12 protein-coding genes and 1 pseudogene are annotated in these 16,735 nt (G+C 57.6%); 6 read left to right on the plus strand and 7 right to left on the minus strand.

What is annotated here, in order from left to right; translation table 11 throughout:
• Positions 1-520, plus strand: a pseudogene (locus tag VIF40_RS03235) (hypothetical protein); the annotation flags it as partial.
• Between the two features lie 759 nt (positions 521-1,279).
• Here the strand turns inward: VIF40_RS03235 and VIF40_RS03240 are convergent.
• The 7 genes from VIF40_RS03240 to VIF40_RS03270 form a co-directional block, all read right to left on the minus strand.
• Positions 1,280-2,206, minus strand: a complete 927-nt coding sequence (locus VIF40_RS03240) for a hypothetical protein (protein WP_331936086.1) — start codon at positions 2,204-2,206, stop codon at positions 1,280-1,282.
• A gap of 260 nt (positions 2,207-2,466) precedes the next feature.
• Positions 2,467-5,874: a DEAD/DEAH box helicase family protein gene (locus VIF40_RS03245; protein WP_331936087.1), complete on the minus strand. Its 3,408-nt coding sequence runs from the start codon at positions 5,872-5,874 to the stop codon at positions 2,467-2,469.
• Positions 5,871-7,613, minus strand: a complete 1,743-nt coding sequence (locus VIF40_RS03250; protein ID WP_331936088.1) for a GmrSD restriction endonuclease domain-containing protein — start codon at positions 7,611-7,613, stop codon at positions 5,871-5,873. Before VIF40_RS03250 ends, VIF40_RS03245 begins: the two co-directional genes overlap by 4 nt.
• A 2-nt stretch (positions 7,614-7,615) precedes the next feature.
• Positions 7,616-8,458, minus strand: coding sequence for a hypothetical protein (locus VIF40_RS03255; RefSeq protein ID WP_331936089.1), 843 nt, complete (start codon positions 8,456-8,458; stop codon positions 7,616-7,618).
• Positions 8,459-8,461: 3 nt separating this feature from the next.
• On the minus strand, positions 8,462-9,622 hold the full coding sequence (locus VIF40_RS03260; RefSeq protein WP_331936090.1) for a restriction endonuclease subunit S: 1,161 nt from the start codon (positions 9,620-9,622) through the stop codon (positions 8,462-8,464).
• The gene (locus tag VIF40_RS03265; protein ID WP_331936091.1) at positions 9,619-11,187 is read right to left on the minus strand and encodes a class I SAM-dependent DNA methyltransferase; all 1,569 of its coding nucleotides are present in this window, start codon (positions 11,185-11,187) and stop codon (positions 9,619-9,621) included. Before VIF40_RS03265 ends, VIF40_RS03260 begins: the two co-directional genes overlap by 4 nt.
• 25 nt (positions 11,188-11,212) lie before the next feature.
• Positions 11,213-12,091 (minus strand): WYL domain-containing protein, encoded by an 879-nt coding sequence (locus VIF40_RS03270; protein ID WP_331936092.1) that lies wholly within the window; start codon positions 12,089-12,091, stop codon positions 11,213-11,215.
• 148 nt (positions 12,092-12,239) lie between these two features.
• Between VIF40_RS03270 and VIF40_RS03275 the strand changes: the two genes are divergently transcribed.
• The 5 genes from VIF40_RS03275 (at position 12,240) to VIF40_RS03295 (ending at position 16,640) form a co-directional block, all read left to right on the plus strand.
• Positions 12,240-13,511, plus strand: a complete 1,272-nt coding sequence (locus VIF40_RS03275) for a nucleotidyltransferase (protein ID WP_331936093.1) — start codon at positions 12,240-12,242, stop codon at positions 13,509-13,511.
• Positions 13,508-13,981 carry a hypothetical protein gene (locus VIF40_RS03280; RefSeq protein WP_331936094.1) on the plus strand — a complete coding sequence of 158 codons (474 nt, stop codon included), beginning with the start codon at positions 13,508-13,510 and terminating at the stop codon, positions 13,979-13,981. Before VIF40_RS03275 ends, VIF40_RS03280 begins: the two co-directional genes overlap by 4 nt.
• On the plus strand, positions 13,971-15,017 hold the full coding sequence (locus VIF40_RS03285) for a CBASS cGAMP-activated phospholipase (protein WP_331936095.1): 1,047 nt from the start codon (positions 13,971-13,973) through the stop codon (positions 15,015-15,017). The genes VIF40_RS03280 and VIF40_RS03285 overlap by 11 nt, the downstream gene beginning before the upstream one ends.
• A 250-nt stretch (positions 15,018-15,267) precedes the next feature.
• Complete coding sequence (locus VIF40_RS03290) at positions 15,268-15,420, plus strand: hypothetical protein (RefSeq protein WP_331936096.1); 153 nt, start codon at positions 15,268-15,270, stop codon at positions 15,418-15,420.
• A gap of 920 nt (positions 15,421-16,340) precedes the next feature.
• A complete protein-coding gene (locus tag VIF40_RS03295) occupies positions 16,341-16,640 on the plus strand; it encodes a hypothetical protein (protein WP_331936097.1) in 300 nt (99 codons plus the stop codon).
• Positions 16,641-16,735: the final 95 nt, after the last annotated feature.

Raw genomic sequence — 16,735 nt, forward strand, 5'->3', positions numbered from 1 at the left:
GACCATCGCCTCGACGTCGATCGTCGCGCGCGGCGACTCCGGCGGGGAGACCCGCGCCGCCGGGCGTCCCTCGATGTTCCCGACGCGCGCCGATCTCGACGCCGGCGTCGTGATCCTACTCGCGGGACGTTCCGCCGAGGAAGTCGTCCTCGGCGCGGCGTCCACCGGCGCCGTGGTCGATCTGGCAGTCGCGACGCGCGCGCTGGCCGACGGACACGGCTCCCACGGGCTGGGCGACACGCTGCGGCACCGGCCCGACCCGGCGGCGTCCCTGTCCTTCGACCACGCGTTGCGCGCCGCCGTGGACGCGGATCTCGCCCGGCTGCACGCCCGCGCGCTCGACCTGATCCGCCACCGCCGCGCCGACGTCGAGCGCATCGCCGACGCACTGCTCGACCGTCGCTTCCTGACCGGGGACGACATCGCCGCTCTGCTGGAGCGGACGGTCCGCAACGGCGGCGCGAAAAGCAGGGCGAAGAACGCCAAGGGGGGCTCGAGGATTCGCGCAAGGAATGCATGAGCCCGGGATGCCGACTTCCTCCACGACGTCGTCGCGCGCCTGTTGACGGTCCGCGGCCGAGTCTAACGCGCCGCCGCGAGCCCAGCACGCTGTTGCGGTCGCGGTCCTCGATGAGGCGGAGAGGCGCGCCGGTATGGCACGCGTTTCCGATGTGATCCTGCGATTCCCGCGGGGCGCGCGACGGGAGAAGGACAATCATTCCCCTCTGGTTTATGATGCAAAGCCTACTTGGCGCGACCCCAAGCGAAGGAGACGAATGGCTATCCCGCGCAGCCGCTCAACGCGACAGATGACGGCATTGCCGGTCGTCTTGAACGAAAAAGCCGCCACCCAACTCATTTTTCTCCGGCCGATGAGCGTGGTCGCAACGCTCGACGCGAGTCGCATGCGGGCGGTGCGGCACCGTCGAAATCCGCGCCGGGCTCCGGCGATCGAGGCCACAGGCGGATCGCTTTAAACTGCGTATGCGGCGCTCATCATCGGCCCTGGACGCGCGAACCGCTGTCATGGTGGAGGCGTCGAAAACGGCACGACATCGCGCTCAAAGGATTCATCACCGTTGCATCGGCGTTGCACAGAGCACCGCCCGCGTCCCCTCAGCCAAGGCGTTTGGGATAGTTGGCGTTGAACCGCCGAGACGCCCACGAAGGGGGCGGAAGCGCCAGGGATGGAAGACTCTGGTCAAGACGGACGAAGGCCGGCTTGGTGCGCAGCACGACAGCCCGGCGCGCGGGGTTCATCCCCGCGCGGGCACCCATGTTATTCGCTCTCCTGATGGCGAACCCAGACCATCCGGCTATCCGAGATCGTCGAATCATATCGCTCGATGAATTTCAGAATCTTATCGCGGTCGGTGCTGTAGGTTTCAGCCCATTTCCCGATCGCGCTACCCACGGCTTTGATCAATTCATGGAGATTAAACGGCTTTAGCCCACCGGGTGCGATTGACGACATGGATCGCGGGCCACCCACATACGGCATGATCGGAGAGACGCTGCCAGCCATGATCTTTCTTGAAGAGAGATTTGTCATGTGGAGGATAGAATTACGAAATTCCCATAGCTCATTTGCTGAAATACCGAGGGAATGAAGCTTGACGTATGCATCGACCCACTGAGTGAAATTTCCTGAAACGTCGCCGTATTCGACAAATGCAATCGTATCAATGCACGACATAAGTAGCTTGGAGCAAGAGACGTAGAGTCTCTCGTTGAATAGTACGCGTATGGCTTTGAAATAATCATCATGGATCAGATCGGTGAAGCGAAGCCCATCTTCGTTGGTGTAGTGTACGAGGTAATCAGGAACCGATCCCCATCCTTCTTGCGCTGTCACCTCCTCACCTCGGAAAGGTTCAGGCCCAATTTGCCTGTCTACAATGGGTTTTCCATCGACGATACACGTAGTGCAGAAGACGGGCATAGCTGACGCTCGGAACAGATCGAATGCCTCCTCGAAATATCCGAGTTGATTTCCATGTCGCTGTGCAGCGAGCCATTCTGGCGGGTTGAAACGGCGGGTGAAGCTGAAGCGATGTGCAATCGGGTGGTCCTGGGCGATGTGCGAAAGCAGGTAGTCGGTTTTCTCTTGATCGCTCCCGCCAACAGTATGGTGACGAACGCCGTACTCCTTCACAACGCCACAATCGAAGTAGACGAAGATGTTGAAAATCCGTTCGATCGACATGAGCATCCCGCAAACCAGTCATCGCCCCTGTTGGCAATTATCAGGTGATTAGTGCTTGAGCCTACACCTCAAAGTGAAAACAAAAATAACATGAAAGCGGCGCATCACGCGCCGCCCTCGCCGAAACGCCACAACGGAATGCCCATCTTGCGCGCCTTGTCGACAGTCGCATAAAATCAAGTATTCGCCGCTCCGATCGGCGTCGGGATCCCAAGCCGATTAACACCTTGTTTTCTTGTGTCTTGTGGCCAGCTTGTGTTTCAGGCCGCCGCCCGGCGTTGGATATCGGCCAAGATCGCCACAACTTCCACGGTCTCACGCTGGCCGAAAATCCCCTCGACGCCCATTGGATCGATATCGGTGAATGGGCTCTCATAGAGCAACCTTGGATCCATGGAACCCCGCTCGGTCAGATGGTCAATGATCATATTCACAAATTCTATTTGGTTTGCGGTGGCGGCCTTGTTGAGAAGAAACGATGCAAACGCCGCCTTCGCAGCTTCGCGGTCCATGCCGACAAGCGATCTCACGAATAGCCCAACCCCGCCTTCGGCGCGGATGCGATCAATTTGCTCCGGCGCTGCGCCAGCGGCCACGAATATCCGCTCCAATTCCGCCAAGTCGGTAGCTGTCAACGGCTCATTCTGCCGCAATTTCAAAATAGCGATGTGATTCGAGTTTTCCGCAAGAAAGTGTCGCGCCTTTGCGCGGAAGCGGTCCATATCGGTTCCGACGCTCACTCCGGGAATTGTGATTTGGGCGCTCAGCCCAATCTCGTCTTCGAAGTCCGTATATATGATCGGCCGCTGCTTCAGTTCGATCAGCTTAACCAAGCTGCGAAGGCGTTTGCGCGCAGTTTCGAGCATCGGCGCAGTGATATCTTGCCAATATTCGTCCGTCTGCATTTCGACGATAAGGGCCATCTCCCTTGCCACCATCGGAACATTGGCCATCTCTTCGAGCAAACTCACAATTTGGGCGAGCTTCGTGCGAAGGCCGTTGAAGGTGGGATCAGAACAAAGCACGGCGAGCTGTGTTCGCAAAATCAGCAAGTCGAACTGCTTGGCGGCCACGTCGTCGTCTGCGCGCGCAGAAGGCAATCCCGCCACTTCCTGAATTAGCTCTGACCGCTCTTCAACGCCTATGATTGCCCAAGCGGATTCGGCCGCGTATTTTTCCACATATCGCCGCTTCGGCCGAACAATGAAGTTGTCGACGTTCATCAATTCAACTTCTTCTCTCAAAATTTGCGCAACGGCAGACCTAAGCTCGCGATGCGAGGCCGGAATCTCGACAGAGCCTTCCCCGGCGCAAGTGGCGCCGTCAAGTTCGGCGATGAGCTCAACGCGCGAAGCAAATAGGCGCTGCGCAAGCGATGCGTTTGACCCAACTTCGGCAAGATTCGGGTTCTGATTGAAGAATTCAAAATTCTGGCAAAAATCGAAAACAAAGAAGAACTCCTTGTCGCGCCCGGGACCGAAAAGGTCAGGCCGCAACCGCGTTCCGCGACCGATCATTTGCCAAAATTTTGTTTTGGACCGAACGATCTTGAAGAACACGAGATTGACCACCTCGGGGATGTCGATGCCCGTGTCCAACATATCGACCGAAACGGCGATGTGAGGCGCTTTGTCGGGCTGGCTAAAATCATCAATGAGCGATTGCGCATATTCAGTTTTGAAGTCGACAACGCGCGCGAATGAGCCCTTGAGGTGAGGGTAATTCGAATCGAACCGATTGACGATGAACTCTGCGTGTTCATGATTCTTGGCAAACACGATGGTCTTGCCGAGACGATCGCCATCGGCGACCTTGAGGCCGTTGATCATCAGATGTTCAAGAACCTTATCGACCGTGTCGGCGTTGAACAGCCACTTGTTGATTGCCCCCGGTTCGACCTCGGTGGGCACGGTGCCGTCTTCGTCCCATTCGAGGGAGTCCCACATCTCTTTTTCATCGTCGCTCAGGTCATCGTATTTGATACCTTCACGCTGGAACTTCAGCGGCACCGATACGGCCCGAGGCGGGACAAGAAACCCGTCCTTGACTGCTTCATCAAGGCCATAAGCGTCGGTCGGCACGCCACGCTGCAAGTCGAACAAGCGGTATGTGTCGCGATCAACCTCGTCTTTGGGCGTCGCGGTGAGCCCAATGACAAGGCTGTCGAAATAGTCGAAGACCGCGCCATACTTTCGGTAGACAGATCGATGTGCCTCATCGATCACGATGAGATCGAAATGACCGGAGCCAAACCGCCGCTTTCCGTTTTTGGCTTCGTCGATCAGCCGCATCATTGTCGGATATGTCGAAACATAGGCGCGCCCGGTGGCGTCCTTTTCGGTGACAAGATTTACCGGCGACGCCGCTGGCAGGAACTTCTTGAAGGCGCTTACCGCTTGATTGACCAGCGCAACGCGATCCGCAAGGAATAACACCCGGCGCGCCCAATTCGCGCGCATGAGAAGATCACAAAGCGCGATAACCGTGCGCGTCTTGCCCGCGCCCGTCGCCATGACAAGAAGCGCTCGGCGTAAGTGATCTTTCTCGAAGGCTTCCGCGACGCGACGGATAGCCCGCGTCTGGTAATATCGGTTGACGATATCAGCGTTCATTTCCACTGAATTGAGCTGCTTCAGGATTGACCGCCGGCGGATCGCCAACTCCAACTCATCCTTGGTCAGAAAACCTTGAACCTCGCGCGGCGGATATCGTTGGTCATCCCAAAGCCAGTGCTCATATCCGTTGCTGTAGAAAATGATCGGCCGTTGCCCGAACTCAGCTTCGAGGCAATCGGCATATAGCTTGGCCTGTTGCTGGCCCACGCGCGGATCGCGCTTCGTTCGCTTGGCTTCGACAAGCGCGAGCGGCTTTCCGTCGTCTCCCCAAAGCACATAATCAACAAAGCCGTGGCCGGAATTATTGGGCAGGCCTTTAACGGGATATTCCGTGTCTCGTCCCGGTTGCGTGAAGCTCCATCCAACTTCCGCCAAGAGAAGGTCAATGAAAGCGTCGCGGGTCGCCTCTTCATTGTAGTCGTGGGTATCCGCTGTCTTAGCGTTTACCGCTTTGACCTTGGCGACCTCAGCACGAAGCGCGGCAATCTCGGTTTCGAGCTTACCACGCTCGGTTTCCGACGCGAGGCGCTTTTTCTCAGCTTCATCGCGCGCGGCAATCGCGTCGGCAAATCGCTTGGCGACTTCCTGTAGTTGCTTGAGGTTCGAAACCGGTATGGACGACGTGCGCGGCAAGGCGTCCGCCGAGAAGGCGATTCCCGCCTCAGGCGTGGCCGCTCGGCCATAAGAACGGACGAACCAGTAGGAGAGGTGGAAAAGCTCGCGAAGGGCTGTTACGGCCTGCGAGAACGCTACCGGCTTGGCGTCATGGACGGCGCTGTTGCCCAGGTCCTTGACGATCCGCGCCTTGGCGACAAGAGCGGCGCCCACAAGCTTCTGAAATGTTGGCTCATGAATGCGCGCTGAAAGCGTGGTCTCATAAGGGTCGCGAAGAGTCGCGTCATGGCGATAGAGCCATTTGACGATGACCTCCAACGCGAAGCGGGAATAGAAGCATGCCGCGCGCGGATCGGCGTGAGCAAGGCTCTCCGCCTTGGCGGCGTGTTCATGAACTTCGGAGAAGTCGGCGGCGAGGAAAGAGAATTGCGATGTCATCCGACGCCCGCCTTTTTATCGATAAAGCTGTTCATGCATTGGGCCAGAGCGATCCGACGATCCGCGAGAAACTTGCGATAGTTCTCAACGGTCAGCGATTTGTAGTCGCTGGGCACAAGCTGCGCTGAAAGGGCGTCGATTCCCTGCTTCAACGCAATTCCGTCGAGATAGTCGGCGGGCGGCGTGCGCCCGAGCCGTCGGTTGGTTTGCCCCGTGATGAACGCCATGTTGGCGATTTCATTGATTTCGGCGGTGTCAAAGCCGTTCTCACGCAACAGCGCCTTCGGGTAGATGTGATGCCATTGGATGAAATGGAGCCGACCTTGGTGCGTTAGCGAAAGGCCAAGACCGCTGAACCAATCTTTCGCGCCTGCATCCTTGAGCGCGAGATAGGCGAGAGAGAAAAGCGGACTGCCAGCGCCGCGAGCTTGCAGGTCGCCCGGTTCAATTTCCAGCCGGCCGAATTGGCGCTTTAAAATCTCGATCAATTCATCGGCGTGGCCGCCGCTGAAGATCACCTTCAGGTCTTCGTTGAGCAGCGTTTCCGTGGAGCCGCGCGAGTAGCGCCCGCGGGCATTGGCGACAAGAAGCCACCTCAAAATCGCGTTCTGTTCGTCCTTCGCAATCTTGTTGTCGCGCACGTGACTGAGTGCCGCGAGCGTATGCAAAAACATCGGCGAAGACAGCAAGGATTCGTCTTCAATTCCAGCATTTGCGCGCAGGAAATTGATTGCGAAATTCAAACCTTCCTTGGCTTCTTTCCAGCCCTGCTTCAATGTCTCGATAGGCGTAGAACTCACGGGACGGAAGAGACATTGCCGAGTTGCGAAAACGACGATCGCGCGGACAAGCTGTCCTAAATCAACGGTGAACCCGCTCTTCTTTTCGCATTCCTCTTGGAATGCTTCCAACTCATTCAACAAATTCGGCCATCGCGAGGTCATTTGCGCCAAAGCAAGATCGGACGATCGCAGCTTCGCGCCCAAAGAATTGACGCGCACAAAAATCTCGGTGACCTCTTCATAGTTCATGCTGCGCTCAAGGACATGAACCACATATTGGTATTTGGCGATGTCACGTAGCTTCGCCAAACGGTTGTTGTATTTCTGGACGCGGGGGTCTTTGAACGAGGTAATTCCCGCCCGCTCAAGAAACTCGGATGGATCGGATGATCTGAAAACCGCGCTCACCGAAACCCAATTGGGCAAAGCCGCGAGCGCCTTGCTGGCAACGACGAATGTTCGCTTGTTGAAGCGTTCGGCCAGCGCCGGCGCATTGTCCTGTTCCGCCTCTGGATCATCGGCTTCGTCCGCCAATTCATCATCCGGCGTGATCGGGCTTTCTTCGTCGCTGTCGACTTCTACGCCGTCAACAGGCGGGCCGTCGGGATGATCGAGATTGAATAGGATATCGATCGGTCGCTTGCGCCCCCGGACGCTGACAGGTTCGCCGTTCAACACAGAGGTCAGCGACGTGAGGCGCTGTTGTCCGTCGAGAAGGAGTTTGCGCCCGGCGAAGGCTGTTGGGCATTGCTCGATTGCTGCATCGCGTGTTTGGATCGGTTCATCCGTTTCCCACATCAGAATGGAGCCGGACGGATATCCGCGATAGAGGGAGTCAAATAGATCGCGAACGCGCGTTGCGCGCCAGACGTAATGACGCTGAATTTCCGGGAGCCGCAATTCGCCGCGCTTATACATATCGACCAACGAACTGATTGAGTAATCGGATTTTTGCATAATCAGCCTCGGTAGATGATGTTGGAATCGACCTGATGCGAGAGGTAAGGCGTGAATCCTGCCAGCAATATCGATATCGCCACCATGTCCCGCATGTCGATATCGCGCCGCGCGTTCGCGGGCGTCCCGGAGTGTCTGATTCCGGGATAGTCGGACGCGAATTTGTATAGGTTCTTCATCGCGTCTCGAACATTATCGTGCGGCCACACTGCGTTTGGCGCGACGCCGAGTTCATCGCATATCCGCCCGAGCGTTGTCCCGGTGACGGCAGGGTAAAACCGCGCAATGGCCTCAACCAAGTTCACCTGCTTTTGAATGCAGGTCTTGATCCGGGTCGACGATGAATCGGCGCGAAGGTCGCGAACTGCTTCTTCGAAATCGCCCATCAATTGATGGAGATGAGCATCGGCTCGCGTGACCGCCTTGAGTTCCGTCACCATGCGCGCGAAAACGCCCGACAGCGTCGGGTGGAGCGTAAAGGGGCGGCGCAAGTCATAGCGAAGGCTGAATTTCGTCAGAAAGGCGTCTACCAGCACGAAATAGCGATTGGCGAGCGGATCGCCGCCAAGGTCGACGACGACGGCGTGCGCCCTTTCAAGGAATTCGGTCAGTGCTTGCTCGTTGACGAATCGGTCAGCGGTGACTTGCCTGAACTTCGTCTTCGCGCGCGCAGGGACAGCGACAATATCGGCCAGCACCTCGGGGGTCACCGGGGCGCTGCACGCGATGACAAGTTCACGATAAAGCTCCGAAAATAAGTCTTCCGGCGCGTCAGGATGCTTGGCGAGCTTCGCCCAAATATCGCGCCATGTTTCGGCCCAAACAGGAAGAAACTCGCCTCGCATCGGTCAAAGCTCCCCGCGAAACGCGCGATGTTGGAGAGATGCAATAAGTGCTTCGAAATGATCACGCTGTCGTAGGGCCTTGTTTCTCACGGTCGCAAGCGCTTCAAGCTTTGATCGGAACCGAAGTTGCCGTTCGATCGGAGGCACAGGCAGCGTCAGGGCCTTTATAATGCCCATGTTCAAGCCCGGCATGATGGCACCTTTGGTCTGAAGACCGAGTTGCTTCAGAATTTGGGGATGCAACAAGAATGCAGCGTGCATGAACTCAGGGAGGATTTTCGACGTATCGAGTGTGATGCAACACAGATGTTTCGTATTTATAGCGACAGGGATGTCCTGGGGCACAATTGCGGCCCTTCCACATGTGCCCATGATTGTGATGATGACATCGCCAGGCTTAACGGTGTAGCGCTTGAGCTGAGCGTATTTTTCAGGCGTGATGAATCGGCGTTCGCCCCAACGAAATGTGTTCGCTACAGCGTTATCGATACCCAGCACAGCAATTCCGTCGCTTACGAACTCAGAATGAAGTAATTGGCTGCCAAATGGACCAGTGCGAATGTCGGTCGACAACTCACCGATCGACATAACCGCCCAATCATTGCCAGCGCTGGAAAACATTTCGTCGAACAGCGCACCAGTCAAATGTTCTAGGAGACTTAGCACCTCGCCCCGCTTTTGGCGCAAGGCATCGGCCTGATCGAGGATCGTCGCGATCCGCCGTTGTTCATCGAGCGGCGGCAGTGGGATTTCAAACTCGACGAGATGCTTCGGGCTAATTCGGGGCAGGTTAGCGCCTGATGACATCGAGGTTGCACGTGCGACTACGTCGTCAGTGCGAAGAAAGTGGAACAGATAGTCCCGAGTCAGGCGCTTTGATGGCTGTATCGGGATAATATCAGTGCTGCATATGCCCGAAAAGTTTGGGCGAGCCGTTTTCCGCAAATACGGACGCAGCTTACCGAACAGCACGTGCTTTTCGGAGAACGCAAATTTCGTACTGGCAAGATCGCCGGGCTCGACCTTTGAAATTTCCGAAAATGACCCATCACCGAAAATGTGTTCAAGGCCCACATAATTGGTGGAAGCAGGAATCGTCACCGGGTTTATGGCGTCGCGCACAAGCTCTGCGACAGCACCAAGGCGAACGGTCGGATAACTCATCCCACCATCTCCTCAAGCTTGGCCAAGCCGTCAGAAATTTCTCCTTCCAGTAATTTCAGTTTGGCGATGATCTCAGCCGGGCTCTCGTGAATTACCTCGGCATGAATTGCGTGCTTGTATCGGTTGATCGAGAGGTCATAGGCGCCGTCCTTCGCGATATCCGCCTTGGGCACGCAAAAGCTCTGCGCCGTGCGCGGGCGTTCGCGTTCGGCGCCGTTGCGCTCTTCCCATCGCATCAGCACGTCGGGGAGATTGTTTTTGTCGTGCTCTTCGTCCGAAAGCGTCGTTGCCGGCGTCGGACCCTGCTTCTCTTCTGGCAAAAGCGCCTGACGCTTGTCGTCCAGCGAAAAACCGTCCGCCTTCATGTCGTAAAACCAGACGTGATCTGTGCCGCCCACGCCGGTCTTGGTGAAGACGAGAATGGCGGTGGAGACGCCCGCATAGGGGCGGAAAACGCCCGACGGCAGGGAAATCACCGCATCGAGCTTGTTGTCGTCCACCAGCAATTTGCGGATAGCCTTATGCGCGGTGGAAGAGCCGAACAGAACGCCGTCCGGCACGATGACGGCCGCGCGCCCGCCGGTGCGCAACAGTCTCAGGAACAGCGCGAGGAAAAGCAGCTCGGTCTTTTTGGTCTTGACCGTCTGTTGCAGGTCCTTCGCCGTCGCCTCGTAATCGAGCGACCCGGCGAACGGCGGATTGGCGAGAATGAGGCTGTAGCGCTCTTTCTCGTCAGCGATATCCTCGGACAATGAATCGCGCGCCTCGATCACGGGATTCTCAATGCCGTGAAGGATCATGTTCATCGATCCGATGCGCAGCATCGTGGGATCGAAATCGAAGCCGTGAAATGCTTCGTCGTGGAAGTGCTTCCGCAATTTTGGATCGCGAAAAATTTCCGGGTGTTTGTCGCGCAAAAACTCTCCCGCGCCGACAAGAAAGCCGCATGTGCCGGCCGCGGGATCGCAGATGATATCCTTGGGCGTCGGCTCAGTCAGCTCCACCATGAGTTTGATGATGTGGCGCGGCGTGCGGAACTGGCCGTTCTGGCCGGCGCTCGCGATCATGCCAAGCATGTATTCGTAGACATCGCCCTTGGTGTCTCGATCGTCCATCTTCACTTTGTCGAGCTTGTCGACGACCTTCGCGAGCAAGGCGGCGGAAGGAATGGCGTTGCGCGCTTCCTTCATATGTCTGGCCAACGAGCCCTCCGCCGCGACCTTCTCGCGAAGGAAGGGGAAGACGTGTTCGTCAACGATCTTGAACATCTCCTTGGGCTCGAACATCTTGAAGCGGGACCAACGAAGATCGTCATAGGGCCTGCCGCCCAATTTGCGCATCTCTTCGTCGCCGCGTCCGTCGCGGCCTTCGGGAAAAATGCGCCGCTCCATCGGGATTTGCAGCGTCGCGGCTTTCGCCTCTTCGCGCGTATGCAATTCGTCGAGACGCTTGATGAAAAGCAGATAGGTGATTTGCTCCATCACGCTCAAAGGATTCGACAGCCCGCCCGACCAAAAGTCGTTCCAGATGCTGTCGATTTGGCTCTTGATCTCGCCCACGATCATGATGTCCCTGCGCTTCCCCGGTTTCTCACGCCTTGCCCGCGTCGCGGGCTTCGATGAACTCTTTCAGGTTCGCGATGCGCACCGGCTTTTCCGCCGGACGATCCTTCTTTTCGTCGATATCGAGCCGCAAGCGCTTTTCGAAGTAGTAGAGAAGCGCACAGCGCACCGGAATGACCGCGCGCCCGTCCTTCATCTCGTAATCCAACGCGATCGTTTCTCGGTGGCTTTCCGGGAGCGCGGGATTGGGTTCAAGAATGACGTCAAAAAACGTATTCCATCGCCGGTCATCCGACGCGCTGGCGCCCGGCGCGCCTTCGGAACGAAGGCCCTGACAGCGCGAGAGGATAAAATCCTTGAACTTGCTGTCGATGTGGCAGAACGCCCGCACATGCCAGCGCAGTCCGTCATGCGCGAAGGCGTGCGGCGTGATGCGTCGCCAGAGTGCCCCCGGTCGATTCTGGTTCATGGACTGGTAGTTGATTTCGACCGAATTCCCCGCTCGGATCGCGCCGACAAATTGCTTCAGAAAGGCGGGGTCAATACGCCTCGCGGGAACAGGCATGACGCCCACACTCAGCGGCTTGGTGATCCAGGTATCGCGCGTATCAATCTCGCTATCTGCCAACGCCTCAAGCTCGCTCAGATACCGGTCAGCGTCCGGCGACATAAATCGGGGCGCGAATTCCGGCGTTGGGACATAGCGCTTCTCGCTTGAATCATATTTGAGGTTCAGCGGCGCAAGCTTTTGATAAAGCGTGAAATCATTCGACGCTTGAGGCACGGACACGCCAAAGCGTTCGGCTATGTCGGCACGTCGGACGCCGCCCTCCCAGAAAGCAAGAAACTCGATAAATTCAAGCCTCCGCTCTGTGCCCCACCGAATCTTTCCGCCCTCGTTATCCACAGGCGTCCTCTCCCCCATGAGGATAGTTTCTTGACGGGTATAAAAACACGACCCATAATGAAACTATACACGTTCCAAGGCCCCATGGTCAACGCGGCCGTGGGTGAACTTACAGGGAACGCATGGGCAAATTGAGAGGCTATTCGCTATGAAAGATCGATGGAACAACCCGCCGCTTGGGCCTTCCGCCCCGATCGGGGAAATTCTCCTTGCGGGAACGGCGATTCGAATCGAACTGCCGCCGAGCCAACATCAATTGGCCGTTGAGCGATATGAGGCCGTGCGAAAGCATATCGAGCGACCGGACAGCCCGCTCTACGATCGCGTGAGGATGTTCTACCCGCAAGGCTCGATGGCGATCCGCGCGACGATTAAGTCACGCAAGCGGGCGGACGGCTTTGACATCGACATTATCGCTGAACTTATCCTGCCCCATACGACGAAGCCGGGCGACGTTCTCGATTTGCTGTTCGACGCAATCAACGGTCCGCGCGGCTCCCAATATCATGGAATGGTGGAGCGACAGACGCGCTGCGTTACGGTCTACTATGCAGACGGCATGCATCTCGACGTGACGCCGACGCTGTTGGTTGACGAGGCGGACCCGCGTCTTAGCCTCCTTTCTCACGCAAAACCTGAGGAGCCCGAGTCGTCTCATCGCCAACTCGTCATGAATAGCTTCGCGTTCTGCGAGATGTTCAATCAAAATACGCCGATCGATATCGATTTTGCGGCGGCTTACGCAGCTCGCGCCTTGAATTTTGACATGGCGGGCATTCGTGCGGACGCAGAGGTGAAACCGGTTCCTGCGCATTCCACGAAAGAAGGCGGAAAATCCGCCGCTGTAGTTGCATTGCAACTACTCAAGCGAAATCGCAACATCCGTTACGAAAAGCGAAGCGGGCAGCGCATGCCGCCGTCGGTGATGCTGGCTAAATTTGCGTGTGAGAGTTCGATGCCGGGGAACAGCATATCTGGTGCTCTGGACGCGCTCGCAGCTTCGATTCTCTCGGCGCTTGAAGAAGCGGAACGGCGAGGTGCGCTCGTTGAAATAAAGAACCCGAAATGCGACCGTGAAAAATTCACCGACCGTTGGCCGGAAAATCGTCAGGCGCAACAAATTTACATCGACGACCTCAAGCGGTTTCGACAGCAGTTAGCCGTCCTGATGTCTGCGGAGCTGATGCTTGACCAGAAACGCGATCTGTTGGTGCAAATGTTTGGCGAAGGGCCTGCCCAATCGACGGTAGACGAGTTCGCGGAAAAGATTGGGCTCGCTGTGAAGAGCGGAGCGCGAAACATCGGACAAGTAGGGCGCGTCGTCCCGGTCGCGAGCGTATGTGCTCCGACGATCGCGCGCAGCACACCCGCTTCGTCGCGCCCGCATACTTTCTACGGTTCGCGCTGGAAGCAGTCATGAAATCGGTACGTCAGCAAATTCTGGCGATGCAGCGACGTTGGCCGCAGTTTGAACTGGCCGAAGCGACGCCAGAATTTGCACTTTGGTTTGGATCGTTGATCGGCTTGGAGACAACGCATCGACTTTCGATTGCGTTCAACCTTCCCGGCGCTGATACGGATGACCCTGCGTCAACACATTATCCGATTGTTCGCGTCCTATCGCCGCGACTGATTCTGACGCCCAATGCGACGGACGAGGCCCCTTTGCCCCATGTTTACTTCGACCCAAAAAACATAACGCTTTCTCCCTTGTGTCTCTTTGATCCCGAAAGTGACGAGTGGTCTCACAATGACTTGTTGGCCGAAACGACAGTGCCGTGGGCGGCGGATTGGCTGGCCTGCTACGAGGGTTGGTTAGCGACAGGGCGATGGTATGGCGGCGGAAGACATGGTCGCCGATTCTTGAGGGACAAAACCGATGAACTTTAGTCCGCCTCGGCGCTCCGACGGCACCATTCAAAATATGCGCGTGCCCCTTCCGTGGCCTGAAGATAGGCCGTTCCGCATATTGTCGATCGATGGCGGCGGAATCTGCGGAATATTGCCCGCGTCAATACTTGCTGAACTTGAAAGCCGATTTTTAGGCGGCTCTTCGATCGTCAATCATTTCGACATGATCGCGGGAACCTCTACCGGCGGGATAATCGCGCTCGGCTTGGCGAAGGGGTTGACCGCTGCTCAGATTCGCGATGTTTATGTTGAACGGGGCGGTTCAATATTCCCGCCGACAAATCTCGTTGGTCGCGCGTGGCGGCGTGTGCGCCGTCTCCAACGTTATGTTTACGAACGGCAACCCCTCCAAAATGAGCTGTTGAGAATTTTCGGCGACACCGCTTTGGATGAGGCGAGAGTACGACTTTGTATCCCCGCGTTCGAAGGGACATATGGCGAGCCATGGATTTATAAGACACCTCACCATCCCGACTATAAACGGGACCGATTCGCCGCGATGGTAACGGTAGGACTCGCGACCGCCGCCGCTCCGACATTTTTTTCCGCCCTCCCGAACAACGGCTACACAATGGTCGACGGCGGACTGTGGGCCAACAATCCGATAATGAACGCGGTTGTCGACGCAATGGCTTGCTTTGAAATCAACAGGAGGCAAATTCAAGTTCTCAGTTTGGGATGCGGAGAAACAAGTTTCAAAGTTGACGCTGCGAAGTCATTTGGTGGCCTTTGGCAGTGGCGCAAAGGAATTTCGGCCGCTATGCGCGCGCAATCGCTGAATGCTCTTGGCCAAGCATTTCTATTGGTCGGGAAAGACCAAGTTATTCGCCTCGATGCGCCGGAGAGCGCAATGCCGATTGAGCTTGATGATTACCGTCGTGCCCGGGCAGAGCTTCCGGCAATGGCCCGCTCGCTCGTGGAAGCGAGTGGGCATCGGATAGCAGCGAGCTTTTTTGCTGATCGCGTCATCACCCCAGTTGTCTGGCCATTCAACTATAGCCCAGCAATGAGGTAGCGAGTCGCCGCTGCGGTTTAAACCGTTGCGTTACGTGCCCGGAGTACGTTAGTTTTCAGCTCCATGAGATTGGGATAGACGCAATCTATTGGCTCGGCTTGAAAAACTCCATTCGGGGTAGCGGTTCCCTCCTCCGCTACCAATAAAATCACGCTATTTCTGGGTCATGATCTGGCCGAAATCATACGGAGAGCGCGGCTTCTTGCGGATGATATAGAGCGCCTCCTCGAAGAGGGACGCCCGTCGGACAATGATCTCGGCGCTGCTCCGATCCCTCCATCATTGGGTGGTCATCGCGCGAGCGAGACCCGCGCTCGCGGGCCTGACGACCGGCCATCCCGCGCTCGGTGATCGCAGCATCATCACCTCCGACCTGTTCGCGCTGGACGCCGACTCCGGCTAGGCGCGTACGACGAGCCGCTTCTATCGCCTCGGCCGTCCCGGCGGCGCGGCGCGTGGGAGGGACCAATGAGCAAGCTCTCGCATCTCCGAGACGACCTCTTCGACCGCCTCGACGATGACGACGACGTGCGCCGAGCGGCGTCGCCGACGCGCTGGCCTGGGCCTGCCTCGGGACGGCCCTGCCGGCGGATCTGCGCCGGCTCATCCGTCGCGGCGCCACGGTGGCCGTCGTCGTCCAGGCGCCCGGCGCCGACCGGTGCGATCCGATCGCACGGTCCCTTCGCAAAGATCCGCACCAGTTCGTCTGCCTGCCGCGGGACGGCTCCTACTGTCGCGACCACGATCCCGCGCACGGCAACGACGGCGTCGCCGCCGCGTGCCTATGAACGGTGCGCGAGCGGCTCGGCGCCCACGTCTACCGCGCCGCCGAGTTCGCCAGTCCGTGCGATCGAGAGCGCCGCCCTCGACGAGGCCGATCGTCGAGCCCGACAAAACAATGAAATAGACAGCATGGTCGAATGCGTCCCACGGGTGTCGCAAGCAACCTAGTCACCTAGACTCTGTGCCGTATTGTTGGCGTCTCCACATTGCAACCAGGAGTGATCGCTTTCTCGTTCCAAGCATACAGGAGGCGTGAAACCCGATATGCACTATGTTTCTCGAACCAATTCCTCATTCGACGTTTCATCGCCCACGACACCCATGAGAACGCCGGCCTGCATCGTCAGCGCTCCTCCTTCGGAACGAGAAACTGGGCCACGGAGAGCGGGCTCATCATGAAGACCGGCTTGAGCGCCTGCACCGCCGGCCCGGCCTTCTCCATGAGCTTGCGGATGCGACGGATTCTTCAAGATTCTGAGCGGCGAGTGGCGACACGCTAACGGCTTGGCTCGCTCCGTCCTCCGTAGTCCGGATCAGCCATTGGCGGATACGCTCGCGCAGCTCGATGCGCTCGACAGGGGGCAAGCCGCCAAGCGGCTGATCGAGAGCGACGACGACTTCGGACGGAAAGTTTTCGCCTCGGACTGGAGGAGCGACCGTTCCGCTTCGGCTCCATTGTCGGCGCTCATCGAATGGATGCGGTCATTGAAGGGATTGGGCGATGAGCCGCGTCGCGGCGCGGCGAATAATCCCGACCGCGAGATGATCGCATCCTGCATGGAGCGGACTGCGAAGCGTCTCGTCGAGGCGGCGGCGGTCGTCAAAGCGCTCTGGAACTGACAGCTGGTAAACTGGCAAAACCGGTAACTCGCTATGAGTTTTTCTCGCGGGCTGGCTTGGCTGATCGCGTTTTGCCGAATATCGTCACCAGCCAG

This window comes from Methylosinus sp., assembly GCF_036560965.1.
Lineage (GTDB): Bacteria > Pseudomonadota > Alphaproteobacteria > Rhizobiales > Beijerinckiaceae > Methylosinus.

What these genes read in the sequence shown, in the direction of transcription:
- VIF40_RS03240 (WP_331936086.1), bottom strand. Translation starts at nt 2,206, where the DNA reads ATGTCGATCGAACGGATTTTCAACATCTTCGTCTACTTCGATTGTGGC.
- VIF40_RS03245 (WP_331936087.1), bottom strand. Translation starts at nt 5,874, where the DNA reads ATGACATCGCAATTCTCTTTCCTCGCCGCCGACTTCTCCGAAGTTCAT.
- VIF40_RS03250 (WP_331936088.1), bottom strand. Translation starts at nt 7,613, where the DNA reads ATGCAAAAATCCGATTACTCAATCAGTTCGTTGGTCGATATGTATAAG.
- VIF40_RS03255 (WP_331936089.1), bottom strand. Translation starts at nt 8,458, where the DNA reads ATGCGAGGCGAGTTTCTTCCTGTTTGGGCCGAAACATGGCGCGATATT.
- VIF40_RS03260 (WP_331936090.1), bottom strand. Translation starts at nt 9,622, where the DNA reads ATGAGTTATCCGACCGTTCGCCTTGGTGCTGTCGCAGAGCTTGTGCGC.
- VIF40_RS03265 (WP_331936091.1), bottom strand. Translation starts at nt 11,187, where the DNA reads ATGATCGTGGGCGAGATCAAGAGCCAAATCGACAGCATCTGGAACGAC.
- VIF40_RS03275 (WP_331936093.1), top strand. Translation starts at nt 12,240, where the DNA reads ATGAAAGATCGATGGAACAACCCGCCGCTTGGGCCTTCCGCCCCGATC.
- VIF40_RS03280 (WP_331936094.1), top strand. Translation starts at nt 13,508, where the DNA reads ATGAAATCGGTACGTCAGCAAATTCTGGCGATGCAGCGACGTTGGCCG.
- VIF40_RS03285 (WP_331936095.1), top strand. Translation starts at nt 13,971, where the DNA reads ATGAACTTTAGTCCGCCTCGGCGCTCCGACGGCACCATTCAAAATATG.
- VIF40_RS03290 (WP_331936096.1), top strand. Translation starts at nt 15,268, where the DNA reads ATGATCTCGGCGCTGCTCCGATCCCTCCATCATTGGGTGGTCATCGCG.